Genomic DNA, 19080 nt, shown 5'->3' with positions numbered 1-19080 from the left:
AAACCGGATTTATTCAGGATTTCATGTGTTTTGGCCGTGCCAGCCGGTTGAACATTAGTGGCAGCAGTACCAGTGTGAAGAAGGTAGCAGAAATAATACCGCCGACAATGACCACTGCAAATGGGCGTTGGATCTCTGAACCGATACTATGGGACAGCGCCGCTGGTAGCAAACCAAGGCCTGCCATCAGAGCTGTCATTAATATTGGCCGCAGGCGCAGCACAGCACCTTCCCGCACCGCCTCAGCAAACGATCGATCTTTGTGAACCAAGCCCACGATTTCCTCAATCATGATTACCCCGTTTTGCACTGCAATACCGGAGACCGCAATAAACCCGACCGCAGCTGAAATGGATAAATGCAAGCCGGAGAGTGCCAGTCCGGTAAGGCCACCAATCAGGGTGAGTGGGGCAATTAGCAAAATGATAAGCGCTGCACGCACGGATTTAAACGCCCAGAACAGTAATACAAAGATACCAAGCAGACTGACAGGCACAATAATCATCAATCGTTTTATTGCTCGTTGCTGGTTCTCGAACTGTCCTCCCCAAGTAATTCGGTAGCCAGGGGGCAGGTGAACGTGCTCAGTTACTTTTTTCTGGGCCTCATTAATAAAGCTGCCCAGATCACGTCCCATTAAGTTTGACTTGACCGAAACGGCACGACCTCCTGCCTCGCGTGCAATGCGTGAAGCACCCTGGCGTACTTCAATGCGAGCTAATTCGCCCAGTGTCAGAAAAGCACCGGTACTGCCCGGAATTGCTATCTGCAGGTTGGCAATGTCGGTGACGGTGCGGCGATAGTCTGGAGCCAGCCGGACGTTGACGTTGAAGAGTCGCTCACCTTCATAAAAACCGGTCACTGCCGTACCACCGAACGCCATCTGGAAAAGATTGTTGATGTCCGCGATGTTGATGCCATACCGCGCCAATTTCTGCCGATCCGGGGTAACGGTCACCTCGGTCTGACCGCCGACCTTGATGGCAGCCACATCCACGGCGCCTCGAATATGGTTAAGCAGGGTGGCAATCTGCTCTGCCTTATCTTCCAGAATATCCAGATCTGGGCCAAACACCTTAACGGCAATTTCACCCTTGACGCCGGACAAGGATTCCTCGACGTTATCCTGGATTACCTGTGAGAAATTGGTAGGTAGACCCGGAATGGCCTTCAAAGCTTGTGACATGTCGGCCACCAGTTTTTCCTTCGAGCTGAATCGCCAACTGTTGCGAGGGTTGAGATCAGCCAGAATTTCCAGATTATTGGCTCCCTTTGGATCGGTACCATCATCCGGCCGGCCAACCTGGGAGACAATTGTTTTGACTTCTGGATAGGCTGCCAGCTTCACCCGTACTGCACGTTCTACTTCCTTTGATTGTTCCAAATGAATGGAAGGGGGAAGAGCGATAGTCAGCCAGATGTTTCCTTCGTCGAGCTTGGGCAGAAATTCCGTTCCGATTGCCGGTAGCAGTGCAAGTGCTGCTGCCAGTGAGATCGTTGTGATTCCGGTTATAATGCGGGGACGGGCGTCTGTCCAGTCAAGTAATCGCCGGTAGCCATTCTGCAAGCGCTCCATCCAGGCCAGGTGAGGCTCCTGAACGGGACCGCGCTGCAATAGATAGGAGAGCAGGGCAGGGACCAGTGTCAGTGTCAGGATAATGGCACCGATCAATGCGAAGGAAAGAGTGAAGGCAACCGGGGAAAAAATTTTTCCTTCCACGCGCTGAAACGTAAATATCGGTACAAAGGCCAAGATAATAATCGCCTTTGAAAACAGGATGGGTTTGCTCAAGCTGATAGCAGTTTGCCGTAAGACGCTGATACGCCATTTGGCAGCATCAGGCCCGGATCCCAGGCCTTTTTGCAGCATCATCCGCACCATTAGCGCTTCTACCAGCACGACGGCACTATCGATAATAATACCGAAATCAACTGCACCCAGCGAAATCAGGTTGGCGGATACCCCGCGTGCATTCATCATAATGAAGGCAAACAGCAGTGTCAGTGGAATGATGCAGGCAACGATCAGTGAGGTTCGCCAGTCACGTAGAAATACGACCAAGACCGTAACTACCAGCAGCGCACCGAGGAGCAGATTCTCCTCCACAGTTGCCACCGTGTGTTCAACTAGTTGGGTGCGCTCGTAGATTGGGTGTATCTGCACACCTGGCGGAAGCTTGGCTTGGCTGTTGAGTTCATCGATCCGAGCCCTGAGTGTCTGAATAATCTTGCTCGGATCGCTGCCCTTGATCATCACCACGATGCCTTCGACAATTGAGTCGCGATTCGAAACTTTGCCGTCTTTATCACGTTGGGCAAGGGAGACGATGCCAGATGGTGTATGTTCACCGACATGAACAGCTGCAACATCACCAATAGTAATGGTCTTGCCGTCATGCGCCGTGATCACAGTGGTGGTTACGTCCTCAATCGTGTGAAACAGGCCAATAGCCCTTAGTATTAATCCTTCACCGCCTCGCCGGATAATGCCACCGCCGGTATTGGCATTATTTTCACTCAATGCACGGCTCACCTGATCCAGTGTCAATCGGTACTTGCGCAATGCGTTGGGATCAACGTTGACCTGAATTTCCTTGATGGTGCCACCAAAGCCGATTACATCTGCCACACCGGGTACCCGCCGCAATTCCGGACGGATCACCCAATCCTGAATGGCCCGGACTTCATACAGTGGCAGGTTCGGCGGAGCATCGACCACGTAGCGGTAAATTTCACCAACAGCAGTGGTCAGTGGAGCTAGCTCAGGGGTGATTCCTTCCGGCAAACTTACCGTTTGTAGTTTTTCCAGTACTTGCGCACGTGCCAGACGATCTTCGGCACCGTCGGCGAATGTCATGGTGACGACTGACAGCCCGGTAATGGAAACCGAGCGCAGCTGGGTCAGTTGCGGCACGCCGCTCATTTCCCGTTCAATCGGGATAGTGACACTGCGCTCGACTTCTTCCGGTGCCTGGCCGATGACTTGCGTGATGATTTGTACCTGTACATCCTGCACATCGGGAAATGCTTCGATAGGCAGTTCGATAAAAGCATGTATGCCGGCCACCAGCAGTGCTCCCGTCATCACGAGAATAAAAAGCCGCTGTTTGATCGAAAATGAGATAAGACGACTGAGCATTTTAGTTTCCAGCAGCAAGTTCTGAAGTCAGCAGCATGGTGCCGTCGATCACGACCTCTTCTCCGACTGCTACCCCTCCATTTTCCGGTTCGAGCCAGACAGATTCAGCATCCTGGAAGGCAATGCGGATACGGCGCTGAATAAATTCACCCGCATTAGTCTCAACGAATACGGTGGGATGAACCCCACCGGTAATGACTGATTCTGCCGGTAATTGAACTACGCTATCCGCTCGTGGATCGATCAACTGGGCACGGGCAAACATTTCTGGCCGTAGCGTGCCGTCCGGATTGTCTATTTCAGCGCGCACCTGTACCCGGCGAACATTCGGATCAAGTACGGGGGCGATACGGGTAATGGTGGCAAGGAAGGATTTTTCCGGAAATGCATCGAAGTTGAGCAGTAGTGGATTGCCGCTTTGTACCCGGCTGATTAATCGTTCAGGAACATCCACCAGCACCCATAAATGCGATAGATTGGAAATGACAAATAAGGGTGCGGCCATATCCGGGCGAACTTCCAGGCCGGGGTTGGCCTGGCGATAAGCTACCGTACCGTCAATTGGTGCATATAACACCAGTTTTTCATCCTGCATCTTGCCATCCGGTACCAGATTTCTTACCCGCAACTGTGCACGCTTAGCTTCTGCGGCTGCAATTTGCCAGTCCGCACGGGCGCTTTCCACATCACGCCGGGCGATGGCTTCACCGGCCCAAAGCTCGCGCGCTCGTTTATAAGCAAGTTGTTTGTAGGTGGCATCTGCTTCTGCCTTATGAAGATCGGCGATGGCTGCCCCAAAATCAGGCGAATCTAATGTTACCAGTGGCGTACCAGCCTTAACCTGATCGCCAATCTCGACATGCAGCTGCAAGATACGGCCTGCCACAGCTGGGCTGATACGAGCAGTAAGGTTTTCTGCCAGTGCCAGCTTTGCAGCCAGTGGCTCACTGGCCGGCAGCATTGCTGAGACGGCAGGGCTGGTTTTAATGTAGGCAAGCTGAGGGGCTCCCGGCGGGAATAGCAGTTGATTCCGGGTGCGGTTTGATCCAGTATTTTCTGTCGGAGGCTGGATAACAGCTTGGCTGAAATACAAATAACCAGCAACACCTGTAATCACTATTGCCAGGGTAGCGGCAACCACTTTGATCTTGCATAATCGGAGTTTCATCATGAAGCGGGTTCCTGTTCCTTGGAGATGGTAATTTCCAGTGCTGCATCCAGAGCGGCGCTTGCTTGTGCCAGATCACTGCGGGCTTGCAGTGTATCCAGCTCGGCAGTCCGCAGAATGCGCTGCGCATCCAGAAACTCCAGCGCGCTGATCGCTCCCTTGCTGAAAGCAAGCTCTGCTGCGCTGGCAGTACGGCGGGCAGCCGGTAGTGCTTGTTCCTGCAAGGCATGCCAGCGGTCGCTGGCATGTTGTAATTCATCGACAAGCTGGTTAATTTCAGCCTGGATGCGGGCGCGAATTGCTTCCAGCTGATCTTCGGCCAGAGCAAGCTCGGCATGAGCGTGGCGGATATCGCCCTCAAAGTAGTTGCCAAGAAACAATGGAACGGAAACTTCAAGACCAAGAGAATTACGTGGTTGTGTCACATCGGCTGGTTGACGTTCATATTGGAGGCTGACAGTAACGTCGCGAGTGCGCTTTGCCTGTGCCAACCCAACGTTATGTCGAGCGGCTTCCATTCGTGCGGCAGCGGCAAGTGTATCCGGACGCTGGGAAATAGCGGTGGTGATAGTGGCTGCGTCAGGCAATCTGGCTCTTTCTGCCGGCCAGTCGCCCCGAGTGACAAGCTGTAACGCATGGTTTTCGTCAGCTAACAAAATACCCAATGCAGTGCGGGCGCGTGTAAGCGTGCTTTCTGCTGTGCGCACACCCGCTCGGGCTCGGGCAGCATCGGTTTCGAAGCGCCCCAGATCAGCACCGGATAGATCGCCTGCTTGATAGCGGCGTCGAGCCAATTCCAATATATGCTCAGACTGGCCGGCAATAATGCCGCTCAGTTCAACGTGATGCTCAGCCAGTTTAAGTTCAAACCAAGCGCTGCGTGCATTGAACCGAGTTTGCCGCAGCGTATCGTCAAAATCGAACCGAGTAGCGGTGAGTTTACTGTCTGCTTGTGCCATACGGAGCGCTCTCTTACCACCTCGTTCAAAAGTCTGATCGATACGAATTTCGCTTTCGGTTGGCGTTCTGGAGCTGAATGCAGTAGTTGGGTCAGATTTAAGGTTTAAATGACTGGCATTAACCGCAAGTGTGGGGTTGGGGAAAGCAGCTGCATTGAGTGTTTCCGCTGCCGCAGCTTCAATATTTCGTCGGGCAAAGCGGAGATCGCGGTTACGAGTCAGCGCCAACTGCTCGGCTTCTTTCAGACTGACGGTAATATCGTAGGCTTGGCTGTTACCTGGGAGTACGGCCCACAAAGCAAGGATAAATAACGCTGAACAGCGCATGACAGTCGATTTCCACATGAGGTAAATATAGACTGCTTCAACTTGCGTTTGCCTGACGAATCTCGGCAGGAAATAGAAACGAACAATGAAGCGGTATGGGGTGTCAGTGGTACGGTGTTGAAGCTCCAGGTATTATGCCGGGCGTAGTACAGACGGATCGTAAGGAAGCCGGTGTATGAATAATGGGGGATAGCTGATCAGAGAGTCTGTATCACAATATCGTATAACGGATTTTAATTACTTCCAGTTCTTCCAGGCCACCTGGTGTTTGCAAAGACACCACATCCCCCTCTCGTGCTTTCAGTAGTGCTCTGGCCAGCGGTGAAATCCAGCTGATACGGCCACAGCTGGGCTCCGCTTCATCCATACCGACAATACTGTATGTCTGCTCTTTGCCTTGTGCGTCGTATACCGTTACTGTCGCACCAAAAAATACCTGATCGCACTCGCCGCGTTGTGCCGGGTCGATGATTTCGGCATGGTCCATGCGCCTGGATAAAAACCGCAAACGGCGATCAATTTCACGCAAGCGCCGCTTGCCATAAATATAATCACCATTTTCTGAGCGATCACCGTTTGATGCTGCCCAGGATACAATCTTGACCAGCTCCGGGCGCTCCACTTTCCATAACTGATCAAATTCATCCTTCAATCGCTGATAGCCTCCCGGGGTAATATAATTCTTTACACCCTGTGGTAGTTGCGGGGTGTCATCCAGCTCTTCCTCATGGTCACTCTCTTTAGTAAAAGCCTTATTCACTATTCAATTTCCCCATCATTTTGTATAAACAAATACTGCTTTTGCAGACACTTTCAAATTAATCTGCCTGTTATACTCAAGGCCATGCAAGTCATCATTATCAGTGGATTGTCCGGTTCGGGAAAGTCAATTGCACTTAAGGCCTTGGAAGATTCAGGCTATTACTGCGTTGATAACCTTCCTGCATCGCTACTCGTTATCCTCATCAATCACCTGCAAACGCAGCATCATTCACATGTTGCCGTGGCAATTGATATGCGCAGCGGCGATAGTATTACTGTTCTACCCTGGCAGTTCAAAATGATCGATAAAAGCATTCGGACGGAATTTATTTTTCTGGATACACGTACAGATACGCTGATACAGCGCTTCTCTGAAACACGCCGCAGACATCCTTTGAGTGACAAAAATATCACATTAGAGGAAGCCATCCAGCACGAGCGTGAGGTGTTGGCGACCGTATCCGATCTTGGCCACCATATTGATACCAGCTCGTTAAGACCTAATGCGCTGCGGGCTTTTATCAGGGATTTCATCTCGGATAGCCGCGATCCATCCCAGCTAACGCTAATGTTCCAGTCATTTGGCTATAAACATGGTATTCCGCTAGATGCCGATCTGGTGTTTGATATACGCTGCCTGCCCAACCCCTTTTACGATCCGCATCTTAAAGAGTTGACTGGCCATGATCTGGAAGTCATCCGGTTTATGGAAGCCCAGCCCAATGCTGCAAAAATGCTCGGGGATATTGGCAGTTTCCTAGATACCTGGCTGCCTGTCTACATGCAGGATAATCGGGCCTACCTCACAGTCGCTATTGGCTGTACCGGGGGGCAGCACCGTTCAGTTTATTTTGCAGAAAAGCTCGCGTTACACTTCCGTGATGCTGCACGCGTCCTGGTACGTCATCGCGGCCTGGCAGAATATAACCAGTACTACGCGCGTAGATAATCTTCTCTATTTCCCAGCCAACGCTGCACGTGATGCTGTGCCTCATTTGGATAATCACGTAGTATCTCTTCCGCAACATTGCGCGCCATTTCCAGCAAATCGATATCTTCTTCCAGATCAGCAAATCGTAGCAGGGGTACGCCACTCTGACGGGTACCGAGAAATTCACCTGGCCCGCGCAACAGCAGATCCTGCCGCGCAATTTCAAATCCATCGTTATGCTCGAAAATAATCTGCAATCGTTTACGCGCCACTACGGATAATGGCCGCTGATACATCAGGATACAAATACCAGTAGCTGATCCACGACCGATCCGCCCGCGCAACTGATGCAATTGAGACAATCCCATGCGTTCAGCATGTTCAATCACCATTAGTGAGGCGTTGGGCACATCCACACCCACTTCAATCACGGTGGTGGCAACCAGTAACTGTACTGCTCCCTGGCTGAATTTCGCCATAATCGCAGATTTTTCGTCGCTACCCAGCCGGCCATGAATGAGGGCTATGCTTAGTTCAGGGAAAATCTGGCTCAATGTTTCATAGGTTTCCACTGCTGTTTTTAACTGTAATACCTCGGATTCCTCGATCAATGGGCAAACCCAGTAAGCCTGGCGGCCAGCCAGACAGGCTTCACGGATGCGTGCAATAATTTCCTCGCGCCGATTGTTGTCAATCAACCTGGTCGCAACTGGCAATCTGCCGGGAGGTAATTGATTGATAACAGAAACATCCAAATCGGCGAAGTAGCTCATTGAAAGTGTACGGGGAATTGGGGTGGCGCTCATCATCAACTGGTGCGGTAGTGAGCCTTCATCTTCCCTTTTCATGCGCAAGGCAAGCCGTTGCCCCACCCCGAATCGATGCTGTTCGTCAATAATGACCAACCCAAGCTGTTTGAATTGAACTGCCTCCTGAAACAGTGCATGGGTTCCAATAATCAGCATGGTTGCACCACTTGCCGTTTTTGCCAGCTCTTGGCTGCGCAGGCTTTTTTTCTGACTGCCGGATAACCAGCCTACTTCTATTCCGAGCGGCACCAGCCAGCCGGACAACTTCCTGAAATGCTGCTCAGCCAGAATCTCTGTCGGTGCCATGACAGCAACCTGATAGCCATTTCCAATCGCCTGCAATGCAGCCAGTGCCGCCACCACAGTTTTGCCGCTGCCTACATCACCTTGTAACAACCGCTGCATAGGGTAAGGCTGCGCAAGATCTGTGCTGATTTCAGCCACTACTTTATGTTGCGCCTCAGTCAGGCTGAATGGCAGTACTCCCAGCAATGCCTGCTGCAAATTAACCTGTTGCGACAGAGTAGGCGCCTGCTGATTGCGCCGCTGGTGATAATGACAACGTAGAGAAATTTGCTGCGCCAGTAATTCGTCAAACTTGATCCGCTGCCAGGCTGGATGGGAACGTTGCTGTAATGATTCCATGGAAATATCAGATGGCGGGCAATGCAGCAAAGATAAGCTTTCCTCAAACGCAGGGAGTGGACAGGCAGACAGGATCGTTTCCGGCAAAATTTCACGCAGAAACTGCTTTCTTCGCAACCGCTCAAAAGCTTGTGTGATCAGCCGTATAAGTGTGCGTTGTGGCAATCCGGCTGTTACCGGATAAACCGGTGTCAAGGCAGTTGCCAGTGCCATGTTGTCACGCACCACCCGGCATTTCGGGTGCACCATCTCCATTCCATGAAAACCGGTGCGCACTTCACCCAGTACACGCAGCCGGGTACCTGGTGACCAGGCGGTTATCTGGCTAGCATAAAAATTTAGGAAACGCAGATAAAGCACACCGCTATCGTCACTTACCCTGCAAACGAGCTGCCGTCGCGGACTAATCAGCACCTCCTGTTCGGTAATCACCCCTTCTATTTGTATTGTATTTCCGGGAGCCGCTTCACTGATGGATGACAACTGTGTCTCATCCTCATAGCGCAGCGGCAAGTGCAGAATCAGATCGAAATCACTGAATAGGCCAAGTTTTTCAAGTTTTTTGCGTAATGCCTTATCCAGTGAGCTGAAAGATTGGGCAGCCAATGGAGAAAATGATGTGAGTAGTACGTAGGGTTACTTATCCAGTACCGCCACGGCATCCATTTCCACCAGTGCCCCGCGCGGCAATGCTGCCACGCCGATAGCGGCGCGTGCGGGATAAGGTTGGTTGAAATGCTTGCCCATGACTTCATTAACTCTGGAAAAATTGCCCAGATCAGTCAGATAAACATTCAGTTTGACAACATCACTCAGGCTGCCGCCACTGGCAACAATGACCGCCTTGAGATTAGTAATAACTTGTTCAATCTGTGCATCAATGCCGTGTACCATTTCCATGCTGGCTGGATCAAGCCCGATCTGACCGGAAAGATAGACAGTTTCCCCACCTGTTATGCAGACAGCCTGGGAATAGGTGCCGATTGCTTGTGGGGCATCATTGGTCTGGACAACAAATTTGCTCATTCTGACTCCTCAGTTAGTACGATAAAATGCAAAGGATTACGCCCATGTGGGTGCAACAATATTTTAATTCTTGTTAAGAGTAGATTCATGCAGAAACTTGTCATTCACGGGGGGTCGAAGCTCCATGGTGAAATCAGTATTTCCGGTGCCAAAAACGCAGCTTTGCCCGTATTATGCGCATCGCTACTGACTGCTGAACCATTTGTCATACAGAATATCCCGCATCTCAGGGATGTCACTACTATGCTGGCATTGCTTGAACAGATTGGTGTGCGCATTCTAACAAATGAACCAGGCACTACAGAACTGTCTGCGGCCAATATTACCAATCCAACCGCTTCCTACGACATGGTGAAAACCATGCGTGCCGCCGTCCTCGTATTGGGTCCATTACTGGCGCGAACCGGACAGGCACATATTTCCTTGCCGGGTGGTTGCGCAATCGGCATGCGGCCGGTCGATCAGCATATCAAGGGACTGCAAGCCATGGGGGCGGAAATCAATATTGAGCAAGGTTATATCCTTGCTCAGGTGGGCCGCCTTTCAGGTGCACGTATCGCCATGGACGTTGTCACCGTTACCGGAACTGAAAACCTGATGATGGCCGCCACACTTGCTTCCGGCACGACCATTCTGGAAAATGCCGCCCGTGAACCTGAAGTGATTGATCTGGCAAATTGTCTCATCGGTATGGGAGCAAAAATAGAAGGAGCAGGCAGTGACATTATCATTATCGAAGGGGTAGATCGTTTGCATGGTGGTTCACACGTCGTCATGCCTGATCGCATTGAAACCGGGACATTCTTGACCGCAGTCGCTGCCTGTGGTGGTGACGTCACCCTGATCGGAACACGCGCAGATACACTTGACGTTGTACTGGGCAAGCTGGCAGAAGCTGGAGCAGACATTGATATAGGCGGGGATTGGATCCGATTGTGCATGCAGCAGCGGCCGCAACCGGTCAGTCTGCGCACTGCGCCCTATCCGGCCTTTCCTACCGACATGCAAGCACAATTCATGGCGTTAAACAGCATTGCCGGCGGCACCTCCATCATGACAGAAACAATTTTTGAAAATCGCTTCATGCATGTACAGGAGCTCACACGCCTGAACGCAGATATTCAGGTTGAGGGTAATACTGCGATCGTGCATGGTATTCCCCAACTTGATGGTGCCAGTGTGATGGCAACCGATCTGCGCGCCTCTGCCTGCCTCATCATCGCCGGATTGATTGCGCAAGGCGAAACCATCGTTGACCGGATCTATCATCTGGATCGTGGCTATGAACAAATCGAACAAAAACTGGCGCAAGTGGGTGCACACATCAAACGCATAAATTAGAGCATCACAGAAAGATTGCCATGCAAACTGATCCCTGTATTGGACATTGCTCGCAACTTCATCCAATCAGTTCTACCGTGGGTGAGGTGGCAGTTACACGGACAAAGCTGTCAGAAGAGGGGGGTGACAGCCTGGATTATGCCCGGCAACTGCGCGGAGGGATAGACAATAGATCAGGTTTGCAGGGCGCTGCGCAGGGATTTTGCACAATCCACCATTTTTTGCAGAGCTGTCCGGGTTTCCGGCCAGTTGCGCGTTTTCAGGCCGCAATCCGGGTTGACCCAGAGTAGCTTTGGATCAATATGGTGTGATGCCTTTTTCAGCAGCTCCAGCATTTCCGATGTATCAGGGATACGGGGAGAGTGAATGTCATATACTCCAGGGCCGATTTCATTCGGGTAGGAAAATTTTACGAATGCATCCAGCAATTCCATACGCGAACGTGAAGTCTCAATTGTGATGACATCTGCATCTAGTTCGGCGATGGCGGGCAGGATGTCATGAAATTCGGAATAACACATGTGGGTGTGGATCTGAGTTTCATCCTTTACCCCCGAGCTGGCAACGCGAAACGCCTTGACTGCCCAGTCAAGGTAATGCTGCCAGTCCTGTCTTCTGAGCGGGAGTCCTTCGCGAAAGGCCGGCTCATCAATCTGAATCATGCCGATACCGGCTTTTTCCAGATCAGTGACTTCATCACGAATTGCCAGTGCCAGTTGTAAAGCGGTATCTGCCCGTGGCTGATCATCTCGCACGAATGACCAGAACAGCATAGTGACTGGCCCGGTCAACATGCCTTTAACTGGTCTGCTGGTCTGGCTTTGGGCATAGCTGATCCAATCGACTGTCATGGCCTCAGGGCGATAGACATCACCATATAAAATGGGTGGTTTGACGCAACGGGAGCCGTAGCTTTGCACCCAGCCGTTTTCAGTGAAAGCATATCCCCACAGCTGTTCGCCGAAATATTCCACCATATCATTACGTTCGGGTTCGCCATGAACCAGCACATCCAGTCCGATTTCTTCCTGTTTGCGGATAGTCTCGCAAATTTCTTGACGCATGGCAGACAGGTATTCAAGATGACTTAGTTCATTTTTTTTGAATGCGGCGCGTACCTGGCGAATGGCGGAAGTTTGCGGGAAAGAACCAATGGTGGTGGTGGGCAACAGAGGCAGATTGAAGCGCTGCTGTTGCTGTTGTTTACGAATTGCAAAAGGATGCGTGCGCTGGCTGTCTCGTTCAGTCAGATGGTTGATTCTGTGATGAACCACCGGGTTATGGATGCGACAAGATGTCTTTCTTGATTGGTTGGCTTGATTGGAAGCAGTCAGTATCTCTTGGATTGATTCCTTACCCTGATTCAGTCCGAGCCCGAGTGTGGCGATTTCTTCCAGTTTCTGAGTAGAAAAGGCTAGCCAGTTTCTAATTTCTGGATCCAGTTTAGTTTCTAATGATAAATCCACCGGGCAATGTAGCAAGGAACAACTCGGGGCAATCCACAGATTGCCCTTAAATCGAGATACAGTTTGTGCTAAGTTTTCCAGTTTTTGTGATAGATCAGTGCGCCAGATATTGCGTCCGTCGATACAACCCAGTGACAGGATTTTGCTGGAGAAATTTCTGGTGAGGAATGATTCGAGTTGTTCCGGAGCACTGCTGAGGTCAATATGCAGGCCATCTACCGGCAAGTTCTCAAGTAATGCGAGGTGGTGATCAACCGCCCCAAAGTAAGAGGTGAGCAGCAAGCGACTGCCCGTATCATTTAGTGCACGATAGGCCTCTGTAAAACCATCTAGCCAGGGCTGCTCGAGATCAAGAGCGAGGATAGGTTCGTCAATCTGCACCCATTCCACACCCAGTGCAACAATTTGCTGCAGAATTTCGCGATAAACCGGCAGCAGGCTGGGAAGCAGATCCAATCGCTGAAAATCCGGCGTAATTTCTTTACCAAGATACAGGTAGGTCAGCGGGCCGATCAAAACAACTTTTGTATTTATCCCCAGCACTTTGGCTTCTTTAATTTCCTGGAACAGCCAGTCGGATGCCAGATGAAATCGGGTGTTGTGATCGAATTCAGGAACGATGTAGTGATAATTGGTATTGAACCACTTGGTCATTTCCATAGCTGGTTGATTAACAGTGCCACGTGCCATGGCAAAGTACAGATCAAGCGGAACCTGATCGCCGGTGTGCTCGAAGCGATGGGGAATTGCTCCCAGTAATGCGGTCATGTCGAGTATGTGATCATACAGTGAGAAATCTCCCACCGGGATCAAATCAATGCCAGATTTTTGCTGTGATAGCCAGTTGCTGGCGCGAATTTCGCGCGCAGTAGCCAATAATTGCGCAGCCTCACTTTGTCCTTTCCAGTGAGCTTCAAGTGCTTTTTTTAATTCACGTTGTGCACCGATTCTCGGGAAGCCGAGATTATGTGTCAGTATTTTCATTATATTTTCTCTGCATGATCGGAAAACCATCATTGTGTGGAATACTCTATAATGAATCAAATGAATTGTTTTACAGATAACTATGAATAATTTTCATATATGCTTGAATTACGACATCTTCGCACATTGAATGCCTTGGATGAGACTGGCAGTATTTCACTGGCAGCGCAGCGTGTGCATTTGACTCAATCTGCGGTATCGCACCAGATCAAGGCGCTGCAAGAGCACTACCAGTTGCCGATTATTCAGCGCAGTGGCCATGCAGTACAGTTGACCGATGCAGGTAAGCGTCTGGTGCAACTGGCGGGGAAGATACTTGGCGAGGTTCAGTCAGCAGAGCGGGATCTGGCAAAAATATCGCAGCAGGCGGCAGGGAGTTTGCGGATTGTGCTGGAGTGTCATACCTGTTTCGACTGGCTGATGCCGATCATGGATGATTTCCGTCAACACTGGCCGGAAGTGGAGCTTGATCTGGTTTCTGGTTTTCATAGTGATCCGGTGTCGTTGCTTCGGCAGCAGGTTGCTGACGTGGTGATCGGTTCAGAGAACAAGCCACAGCAGGGGATCATTCATTTTCCATTATTCCGTTTTGAAATCCTGGCTGTGCTGGCCCCGGGGCATGTACTCGGGAGCAAACGAGTACTTGAAGCTGCTGATTTTGCGCAGGACGTACTGATTACTTATCCGGTTCCGGAAGAGCGGATAGATTTGATCCGGCAAGTGCTGATGCCTGCGGGTGTCAGCTGGCAGCGCCGAACAACCGAATTAACCGTGGCCATTTTGCAGCTGGTGGCAAGCCGGCGGGGGATTGCTGCACTGCCGGGATGGGGAATCAAAAATTATCTGGATTACGAGTATGTGATTGCCCGGCGTATCGGTACGAGTGGACTGTGGAGTGATTTGTATCTTTCAGTGCGGGAGCAAGATGCTTCGCTGCGTTATTTACGGGATTTTCTGGAAACGATTGACCAGGTTTGTTTTGCCAGACTGGATGGAATTAAGCCATTGAGCAAAAAAGGAACGAGGAAAAACTGAGAGCAAAGCGGGAAAAATAAGGGACTCAAGAAATCGGGCAATCCCCCTTAAACTGAGGATGATTGCCCGGCGTAAACTGTTGTAATCAGGCCAATATGGGATTAATGCAACGTAACTACTGCTTTTTCCTCGCAGATGAGATTGGCACAGTAATTTTCGTGAATACCATCCAGGAATTTCCACAGAGCATCACAAGCGCGGCGTGTGGCGGCCAGTACTTCGGCCTGTTTTTCCGGAGTATCAGCAAATCTTTCAATGATTGCCCATTCTGCTTGTGAATGGAAAATATCAGCTGTCTGGTGTACCGAGAAGAACTCATAATCCTCCGGATTTTTCATGCCATAGAATTTGGCCAGGCCGTCGATCTTGACAGCGGCAATATCAGGTACCTGGGATTCAAATGCATGTAATGCGGCCAATCCTGCATAAAAAGATTCGTTTATGCAGATGTCACGAAAGGTTGAAACCAGATTTTCTGTTTCCGGCAATGCATCGGCTTTTGCCAGGCTGACATCATTCGCGCCTAATGCAAAGGCAAATGCTTTCCACAGGGCAGGGTGATTTTTTTCTCCGTGTTCTTCATCGATCAGGTTTTTGAGGACCTCTTGACGCACGCTGATATCACCACAGTTTTCTTCGTTGTGAAAATGTGGGGTGTTGAAGTGAACTGCGCTGAGGTAGGTGGGTTCAGCCAATACATTATAAAAATATTGCTCAGCGTAGTGGCGCAGCTGCTCGCGGGTCAGCTTGCCTTCGGTCCAGGCGATGTAGAACGGATGTTGCAACAGATGCTTGCTTTGAATAATGGAATCAACTTGTTGTTTGAATATGTTTATAGCCATGAAAAGCTCCTGTTCAGAGTGGAATGAAATGTGATGCGCCGCTAATCATCGCCAATTCAGTAAATGAAGTCAATTTTATGCCAGAGAATTCTGTCGTTTTTGTACGCGTGGCATAGTAATAGAATTACGAAGTTTGCGCCGCGACGCGATGATAGAATAATCATTTTCCAATAAAAATCAGAGAGTAAATACTATGTTTTCAAAGAGTATGACGATTGAGCAGGTTGATCCGGATTTATGGCGAGCGATCCAGGGGGAGGTACAGCGGCAGGAAGATCATATCGAGCTGATTGCCTCGGAAAATTATGCCAGCCCGGCTGTTTTGCAGGCACAGGGCACTGTGCTGACCAACAAGTATGCCGAAGGATATCCGGGCAAGCGGTATTACGGAGGATGCAAGCATGTAGATATCGTCGAACAGCTTGCCATTGATCGCCTGCGGGCGCTGTTTAATGCCGAATACGTTAACGTGCAGCCGCATTCCGGTTCCCAGGCAAATGCTGCGGTTTATTTGTCCGCGCTGAAGCCGGGCGATACGCTTCTGGGGATGTCACTGGCGCATGGTGGCCATTTGACGCACGGCGCACCAGTCAATATGAGTGGCAAGATATTCAATTCAATTGCTTACGGTCTGGATCCTGAAACTGAAGAGATTGATTACACAGAGCTGGAGCAGCTTGCGCATGAGCATAAACCTCGCATGATCGTTGCTGGCGCATCTTCCTATGCACGAGTAATTGACTGGCAAGCTTTCCGCAAAATTGCCGACAACGTAGGTGCCTATCTGTTTGTGGACATGGCTCATTATGCAGGGCTGATTGCTGCCGGTTATTATCCCAATCCAGTGGGAATCGCCGATTTTGTTACCAGTACCACGCACAAAACACTACGTGGCCCGCGTGGTGGCGTGATCATGGCTAAGCCTGAGCATGAAAAAGCACTCAACTCAGCAGTTTTCCCGCAGACACAGGGTGGCCCACTGATGCATGTGATCGCGGCCAAGGCTGTGGCTTTCAAGGAGGCAGCCAGCCCGGCATTCAAGGATTATCAAAAGCAGGTAATCGAGAACGCGCGTGTCATGGCAAGAGTATTACAACAGCGCGGCTTGCGGATTGTATCCGGCCATACTGATTGCCATATGTTTCTGGTGGATTTACGCGCCAAAAATCTGACCGGAAGGGAGGCGGAGACTGCATTGGAAACCGCGCACATCACCGTCAATAAAAATGCAATTCCGAATGATCCGCAAAAACCGTTTGTAACCAGCGGTGTCCGAATTGGTACGCCGGCGATTACCACACGCGGATTTAAGGAACTTGAATCCGAGCAGCTTGCAAATCTGGTGGCAGATGTGTTGGAAGCTCCGACTAATGAGGCGGTGCTGGATCAGGTTGCCAGAGAAGCACAAGCTTTGTGTGCAAAATTTCCGGTGTATGGAAATTGATTATTTTGTCTTGTGCACCAGGTTTCTGTGTCGGCTATCCGGTTCCAGTTACCTGTAATTTTGGAGGTACAGAGCAATGCGATGCCCGTTCTGCGGTGCTGAAGATACCAGCGTAGTCGATTCACGTGTCAGCGAAGAAGGTTCCAGGATCAGACGCAGGCGACAATGTACGGCCTGCGGAAAGCGCTTCACAACGTATGAAACAGTTGAGGTGCGTTTTCCACAGATTATCAAGCAGGGCGGTAATCGCGTTGAGTTCAACCGGGAAAAGCTCTACACCAGTTTTGCCCGGGCGTTACACAAGCGCCCGGTTCCGGTTGGGCAGGTAGATGCCGCAATAGAACATATTCTGCAGAAACTATTGGGAGGCGGGGCACAAGAAATTTCATCGCGCACAATTGGTGAATGGGTCATGCAAGAGCTGTACAAGCTGGATAAGGTAGCCTACATCCGCTTTGCTTCTGTGTATAGAAGTTTTGAAGATGTAGGAGATTTTCAGGAGGTAATCCGGGAGGTTCAAGCCTCTCCATCAAGCCTGGACGATGAGCCACCAGGCTAACAAATGACCAAGAGAGATTATTATGATCAATCATCAAATGAATTACATCTCTGGAAGCCGTTTGCGCAAAAGTTTGCATCTGATGATGGGCGTGCCGGAGTATAGCGTCTATGTTGAACACATAAGCAGCGTGCATCCCGAACAGACGATCATCGTAAGAGAAACTTTTTGAGAATGTCTGGACGCACGTTATAGCAGCAGGGGCAGATTCTATCGCTACTACTGATCTCAATTGTTTATTTTGAACAAATGGCGTGAATGCTGTTTTACCTTGATGGTGTCGAAACGATTCAGTAAACTGCCAAACTGTGCAATTTTCTGTTCGATTTTTTCAACCTGGATTTCAGGAAAACGGTGATCGTGGTAAGACAGCCGGTTTGGTCCGGGACGACGCATATTCAATTGAGTCAGTGTGGCTTTGAGGTTTGCGAGTGCCCATCCTGTCAGATACGTTGGAGCAGAGCTGGCCGGTGGTTGAGACTGGCCGTAACCGCTTTCTTCTAGTACATCGATGATACGTTCGCATGCGAGACGGTCGCTTTGTGCTGCCAAATAGTAATCAATGAGCGCCTTGCGTTCTTTACCTCCAGCAGTGCCCAGATCACCGTTCAAGATTCGAGACAGGGTACCCTGGAGTTCGTTGAAATTGAATGACTGGTAACTCAGCCGGGTAGGCAGGCCCTGGAAATCGTAGTCGTAATATTCATTGAAAGTCGCAAGATAGGAAATGGCTGGAACTCCCAGAGCATAGGCTTCCAGACCAGTGGTACAGCCATTGTGCACCATTGTTTTCGAAGCCAGAAGCCAGGGGATGACATTGCCTTCGTTCGTGACCTTGACACGCTGGCATTGAGCAGCAATATCGTGATAAACCCGAAAATTTTCACTCGGGTGGGGCCGTACCACGATCGTTACATCCGGGAATGTCCGTTCCAGTGCCGGGATGAGTTGCTTGAAATCTTCCAGTATGGCTTTCTTGTGATGCCACAGGCCTTCGGCGAATTCTTCACTCATGCCGATCCCGGCCTGTCCGCGCCGGGATTTTTTATCTCCACCCTTTGTCGGAACGAACAGGCCGATACCGGGAATGAAAGGATTGACATCAGTGAAATTGGTGTTGATGAGAATGAAATCACCATACAAATTACGTAGACGCTCTACCTCTGCTGCGAAATAGGCGCGTATCTCGGGCCGCAGGATATCTCCGCGCGGATTTCCAGTCAGGTGAATAGGCAGATTCTCCGGAAATTGTGGATATTGTTGAAGCAGATCGATATTTTCCTGGCCCCAGGCAAAAACATGCGAAACATTTCTGATCGTAGTGGGAGATAACCGTAGCGTGTAATAAGTGTCGGCCGGCGGGTGGACCAGTGCTTCTTCTTCCCAGGCAACGATTTCATGTCCGAGCATGCGAATTATCCTGAACATGGAATTACTCAGACTGCGCATGCTTTTTGCTAGATAGATGCCGCGCGGTAGTGACGCGATTTCAAAATGAATAAAGGCCCGCGAGCCGATGATCACCGGAAACCCGCGCTCAGCTGCTACGCATGCCAGCAGGAGTTTTGCATCCAGTTCACGCACCTGGTTTTCGACAGGAATGATAAGAGTTGAAGCAGAAAGGGAAGCCATGGTTCGGTCAG

Annotated in this window: 15 protein-coding genes; 6 read left to right on the top strand and 9 right to left on the bottom strand. The window is 50.4% G+C overall.

What is annotated here, in order from left to right:
• Positions 1–13: 13 nt before the first annotated feature.
• The 4 genes from ABF86_RS05950 to greB form a co-directional block, all read right to left on the bottom strand.
• A complete protein-coding gene (locus tag ABF86_RS05950) occupies positions 14–3139 on the bottom strand; it encodes a CusA/CzcA family heavy metal efflux RND transporter (protein ID WP_011634613.1) in 3126 nt (1041 codons plus the stop codon).
• Between the two features lies 1 nt (position 3140).
• A complete protein-coding gene (locus ABF86_RS05945; RefSeq protein ID WP_074684773.1) occupies positions 3141–4310 on the bottom strand; it encodes an efflux RND transporter periplasmic adaptor subunit in 1170 nt (389 codons plus the stop codon).
• Positions 4307–5593, bottom strand: coding sequence for a TolC family protein (locus ABF86_RS05940; protein ID WP_074684807.1), 1287 nt, complete (start codon positions 5591–5593; stop codon positions 4307–4309). The genes ABF86_RS05945 and ABF86_RS05940 overlap by 4 nt, the downstream gene beginning before the upstream one ends.
• Positions 5594–5804: 211 nt before the next feature.
• Positions 5805–6353 carry a transcription elongation factor GreB gene (gene greB / locus ABF86_RS05935; protein ID WP_011634610.1) on the bottom strand — a complete coding sequence of 183 codons (549 nt, stop codon included), beginning with the start codon at positions 6351–6353 and terminating at the stop codon, positions 5805–5807.
• An 84-nt stretch (positions 6354–6437) separates the two neighbouring features.
• Here greB and rapZ point away from each other — a divergent pair, with 84 nt between their 5' ends.
• Positions 6438–7304 (top strand): RNase adapter RapZ, encoded by an 867-nt coding sequence (rapZ, locus tag ABF86_RS05930; RefSeq protein WP_011634609.1) that lies wholly within the window; start codon positions 6438–6440, stop codon positions 7302–7304.
• Here the strand turns inward: rapZ and recG are convergent.
• Together recG and ABF86_RS05920 are read right to left on the bottom strand one after the other, a co-directional pair.
• Complete coding sequence (gene recG / locus ABF86_RS05925) at positions 7289–9346, bottom strand: ATP-dependent DNA helicase RecG (protein WP_074684774.1); 2058 nt, start codon at positions 9344–9346, stop codon at positions 7289–7291. The genes rapZ and recG overlap by 16 nt on opposite strands.
• Before the next feature lie 30 nt (positions 9347–9376).
• A complete protein-coding gene (locus ABF86_RS05920; RefSeq protein WP_011634607.1) occupies positions 9377–9766 on the bottom strand; it encodes a RidA family protein in 390 nt (129 codons plus the stop codon).
• 87 nt (positions 9767–9853) lie between these two features.
• On the opposite strand from ABF86_RS05920, the gene murA reads away from it, so the two are divergent.
• Positions 9854–11107, top strand: coding sequence for a UDP-N-acetylglucosamine 1-carboxyvinyltransferase (murA, locus tag ABF86_RS05915; protein ID WP_074684775.1), 1254 nt, complete (start codon positions 9854–9856; stop codon positions 11105–11107).
• 173 nt (positions 11108–11280) lie between these two features.
• On the opposite strand, the gene metE is transcribed toward murA, so the two are convergent.
• Positions 11281–13557, bottom strand: coding sequence for a 5-methyltetrahydropteroyltriglutamate--homocysteine S-methyltransferase (metE, locus tag ABF86_RS05910; protein ID WP_074684776.1), 2277 nt, complete (start codon positions 13555–13557; stop codon positions 11281–11283).
• Between the two features lie 99 nt (positions 13558–13656).
• On the opposite strand from metE, the gene ABF86_RS05905 reads away from it, so the two are divergent.
• Positions 13657–14592: a LysR family transcriptional regulator gene (locus ABF86_RS05905; RefSeq protein WP_011634604.1), complete on the top strand. Its 936-nt coding sequence runs from the start codon at positions 13657–13659 to the stop codon at positions 14590–14592.
• A gap of 101 nt (positions 14593–14693) precedes the next feature.
• On the opposite strand, the gene ABF86_RS05900 is transcribed toward ABF86_RS05905, so the two are convergent.
• Positions 14694–15434, bottom strand: coding sequence for a CADD family putative folate metabolism protein (locus tag ABF86_RS05900; protein WP_074684777.1), 741 nt, complete (start codon positions 15432–15434; stop codon positions 14694–14696).
• A 193-nt stretch (positions 15435–15627) separates the two neighbouring features.
• Here ABF86_RS05900 and glyA point away from each other — a divergent pair, with 193 nt between their 5' ends.
• The 3 genes from glyA to ABF86_RS05885 all read left to right on the top strand — a co-directional run bounded on the left by glyA (position 15628) and on the right by ABF86_RS05885 (position 17609).
• Positions 15628–16878, top strand: coding sequence for a serine hydroxymethyltransferase (gene glyA / locus ABF86_RS05895; RefSeq protein ID WP_074455302.1), 1251 nt, complete (start codon positions 15628–15630; stop codon positions 16876–16878).
• Between the two features lie 76 nt (positions 16879–16954).
• Positions 16955–17437 (top strand): transcriptional regulator NrdR, encoded by a 483-nt coding sequence (gene nrdR / locus ABF86_RS05890; RefSeq protein WP_074684778.1) that lies wholly within the window; start codon positions 16955–16957, stop codon positions 17435–17437.
• Positions 17438–17459: 22 nt separating this feature from the next.
• The gene (locus ABF86_RS05885) at positions 17460–17609 is read left to right on the top strand and encodes a YbdD/YjiX family protein (RefSeq protein ID WP_107818316.1); all 150 of its coding nucleotides are present in this window, start codon (positions 17460–17462) and stop codon (positions 17607–17609) included.
• A 56-nt stretch (positions 17610–17665) separates the two neighbouring features.
• On the opposite strand, the gene ABF86_RS05880 is transcribed toward ABF86_RS05885, so the two are convergent.
• Positions 17666–19069 (bottom strand): surface carbohydrate biosynthesis protein, encoded by a 1404-nt coding sequence (locus ABF86_RS05880; protein WP_011634600.1) that lies wholly within the window; start codon positions 19067–19069, stop codon positions 17666–17668.
• Between the last annotated feature and the right edge of the window lie 11 nt (positions 19070–19080).

The organism is Nitrosomonas sp. GH22, from assembly GCF_009833115.1.
GTDB lineage: Bacteria > Pseudomonadota > Gammaproteobacteria > Burkholderiales > Nitrosomonadaceae > Nitrosomonas > Nitrosomonas eutropha.
This window is presented reverse-complemented; position numbering and strand designations above follow the sequence as displayed.